This window comes from Streptomyces rubellomurinus (assembly GCF_000961885.1).
In the GTDB taxonomy this organism is placed as follows: domain Bacteria; phylum Actinomycetota; class Actinomycetes; order Streptomycetales; family Streptomycetaceae; genus Kitasatospora; species Kitasatospora rubellomurina.
Genome location: NZ_JZKH01000206.1, coordinates 1 through 3,356, shown reverse-complemented (window position 1 = coordinate 3,356; position 3,356 = coordinate 1). Strand labels below are relative to the sequence as shown.

2 protein-coding genes and 1 pseudogene are annotated in these 3,356 nt (G+C 73.7%); 1 reads left to right on the top strand and 2 read right to left on the bottom strand.

Going from position 1 to position 3,356, the window contains the following annotated elements; translation table 11 throughout:
* Window positions 1–1,338: 1-deoxy-D-xylulose-5-phosphate synthase (gene dxs, locus VM95_RS37245; RefSeq protein WP_045705736.1), on the bottom strand; the 1,338-nt coding region annotated here is incomplete at its 3' end.
* 334 nt (window positions 1,339–1,672) lie between these two features.
* Window positions 1,673–2,851 carry an ROK family transcriptional regulator gene (locus VM95_RS37240; protein WP_045705734.1) on the bottom strand — a complete coding sequence of 393 codons (1,179 nt, stop codon included), beginning with the start codon at window positions 2,849–2,851 and terminating at the stop codon, window positions 1,673–1,675.
* Window positions 2,852–3,144: 293 nt separating this feature from the next.
* Here VM95_RS37240 and VM95_RS43065 point away from each other — a divergent pair.
* Window positions 3,145–3,356 (top strand): annotated as a pseudogene (locus VM95_RS43065) (RDD family protein); the annotation flags it as partial.

Sequence of the window (3,356 nt, the reverse complement as noted above, 5' to 3'; positions counted from 1 at the left end):
GGCGGCGAGCCGCAGGCCGGGGACGACCTGGAGGATCGACATGTCCCACATGCCGTGGTGCGAGGCGCCGTCCGGCCCGGTCACGCCGGAGCGGTCGAGGACGAAGGTGACGCCCAGCTTGTGCAGGGCGACGTCCATCAGGACCTGGTCGAAGGCCCGGTTGAGGAAGGTCGCGTAGACCGCGAACACCGGGTGCAGGCCGCCGGTGGCCAGGCCCGCGGCGCTGGTGACGGCGTGCTGCTCGGCGATGCCGACGTCGAAGATGCGGTCCGGGAAGGCCTTGGCGAACGGGGCCAGGCCGACCGGGTGCAGCATGGCGGCGGTGATGCCGACCACGTCCGGGCGCTCGTGGCCGATCGCGACCATCTCCTCGGCGAAGACCGAGGTCCAGTCCTTGCCGGCGCTCTTGATCGGCAGGCCGGTCTCCGGGTGGATCACGCCGACCGCGTGGAAGCGGTCCTCGTCGTTGCTCTCGGCGGCGTGGTAGCCGCGGCCCTTCTCGGTGAGGCAGTGCACGATCACCGGGCCGCCGAAGCCGCGCGCCTTGGTCAGCGCGGACTCCAGGGCGGTCAGGTCGTGGCCGTCGATCGGGCCGATGTACTTGAGGCCGAGGTCCTCGAACATGCCCTGCGGGGCGATGAAGTCCTTGAGGCCCTTCTTGGCGCCGTGCAGGGTCTCGAACAGCTGCTGGCCGACCACCGGGGTGCGCTTGACGGCGTCCTTGCCCCAGGACAGGAAGCGCTCGTAGCCCTGGGTGGTGCGCAGGGTGGCGAGGTGGTTGGCCATGCCGCCGATGGTCGGGGAGTAGGAGCGCTCGTTGTCGTTGACGACGATGACGACCGGGCGGTCCTTGGCGTCGGCGATGTTGTTGATCGCCTCCCAGGCCATGCCGCCGGTGAGCGCGCCGTCGCCGATCACGGCGACGACCGGGTCGTGGCTGCCCCGGAGCTGGTTGGCCTTGGCCAGGCCGTCCGCGTAGGAGAGCACGGTGGAGGCGTGCGAGTTCTCGATCACGTCGTGCTCGGACTCGGCACGGGACGGGTAGCCGGACAGGCCGCCCTTCAGCCGCAGCCGGGAGAAGTCCTGGCGGCCGGTGAGCAGCTTGTGGACGTAGCTCTGGTGGCCGGTGTCGAAGAGGATGCGGTCGCGCGGGGAGTCGAAGACCCGGTGCAGCGCGATGGTGAGCTCCACGACGCCGAGGTTCGGGCCGAGGTGGCCGCCCGTCTTGGAAACCTCGGTCACCAGGAAGGTCCGGATCTCCTGGGCCAGGGCGGCCAGCTGTCCGGGCGTGAGCCGGTCGAGATCGCGCGGTCCCCGAATGCGGGTCAGCAGGGCCACCCGTTCCTCCTCGTTCAAGTCTTCGCGGACCGCGGGGGTCCGACGCTCGTCGCTGCCCGGTCCGGCGGCAGGCCGGCGGTCTCGCCCGGTGCCGACCGGTCGAGTCTAATGTCCGCCTGCCGGACACCGAGCGGCGCGCCCGGTGCCACCGTTCGATTACCGCCATTCCCTGAGGTCGGCCGGGGGGTGCCGGTCAATCGTCCTTGACGAACGTGCGGGCGAGCGCGGGGGCGGTGGTCGGTACGCCCGGAATGCGTGGTACGTGCCGGTCGGGTGGCCGACCGGGCCGCCGGGCGCCGGGCGCCGGTCCTCGGGCCCTCAGGCGCTCGGGCCCTCAGGTGCGGCCGAGGGCGCCGGACTCGCCCATCTCGCTCATCACCATGGCGAGGGCGCCCAGCACCTCGGCCCGGCCGCCCAGGGTGCCGGGGACCACCGAGAGCTGGCGGGCCGCGCTGGGGATGGCGTAGCGGGCCACCGAGTCGCGGATCGGGGCGAGCAGCAGCTCGCCGGCCTCGGCCAGGTCGCCGCCGAGGATCACCCGCCGCGGGTTGAGCAGGTTGCACAGGGTGGCCACGCCGGTGCCGATCTGGCGGCCCGCGTCGGCGATCACCCGGCGGCAGCCGAGGTCGCCCTGGTGGGCCAGCTCGACCACCCGGGCCAGGGTGAGGTCCGCGCCGAGGGTCGGGGTGAGCAGCGAGAGCAGGTAGCGGGAGCCGACGAAGGTCTCCAGGCAGCCGCGGTTGCCGCAGCGGCAGACCTGCCCGGCCTCGTCCAGGGTGATGTGCCCGATCTCACCCGCGGTGCCGCCCGGGCCCCGGTAGATCTGCCCGTTGACCACCAGCCCGGCGCCGACGCCGCTGGCGACCTTGATGTACGCCAGGTCGCCCAGCCCCCGGCCGGCGCCCCAGACGAGCTCGCCGAGCGCGCCCAGGTTGGCGTCGTTGTCCACGTGCACCGGCATCCCGAGCCGCTCGGACAGCTCCCGGCCCGGGGCGATGCCCGTCCAGCCGGGCAGGATCGCGGTGGAACCGAGCGCGCCGGTCTCCACGTCGATCGGGCCGGGCACGCCGAGGCCGACGCCGATGACCTTCTCCGGGCGGAACCCGGCCTGTGCCAGCAGCCGGTCGACCATGGCCTCGGCCCGGTCGAAGCCCTGCGCGGCGGAGACGTCCACGTCGATCGGGGCGCTCTCCTCGGCCAGCACCCGGTGCGCGAGGTTGCCGACCGCGACCCGCAGGTGGGTGTGGCCGAAGTCGATGCCGACCACGATGCCCGCGTCCCCGCTCAGCGAGACGCTGCGGGCCCGGCGGCCGCCGGAGGAGGTGTCGGCGACCACGACGGTGCCGCTCTCCTTCAGCTCCCGCACGATGTTGGACACGGTGGCCGCGGAGAGGCCGGTGCTGCGCGCGATCTCGGCCTGGGTCAGCGAACCGGCCATCCGCACCGCGCGCAGCACGCGTTCCAGGTTCGCCCGGTGCAGGGACGACTGCGAGCCCGGTGTGTCCGTGGACATGATCAACCCTCCCAGGCGGGGACCCCTCCGCCGGGCGTCCCCTTCGACTCCTGAAGGGTAGGCCCTCGGCGGCCCGCCCGGGGCGGCGGTGCGGGGACGCTGCGGCAGCGGAGTGACGGACCGGTGGGGGTGCTGTGGTCTTCTGTCGCACGGGCCGGGCGGGGGCCGGGATTCCGGACGCCCGGCGGTGGCCGAAAACCACTCACCACTAGCATGGTGCCCAATCTCACCCGTCCCACCGGAACCCGGACGGTACCGGCAGGGGGGCGGATCCAGACATGACGGGGAATCAGATGGCAGGGGATCACCCTACGGCCGGGTCCGGCGACACGCCCGGCAGCGGCCCGCAGGACAACCGCGGCGTCCAACTCGGACGCCAGCCCGGCGGCGTGGACCCGGCCGCCGTCGCGGACCAGATGACGAAGCTGGACGGCTCGGCCGTCCCGGGCCCGGCCGCGCCGCCCGCGCCCGCCGGACCGCCGCCCGCCCAGCCCCCGGCCGCGCC

Coding starts and splice junctions, on each gene's coding strand:
- VM95_RS37240 (WP_045705734.1), bottom strand. CDS start 2,851: ATGTCCACGGACACACCGGGCTCGCAGTCGTCCCTGCACCGGGCGAAC.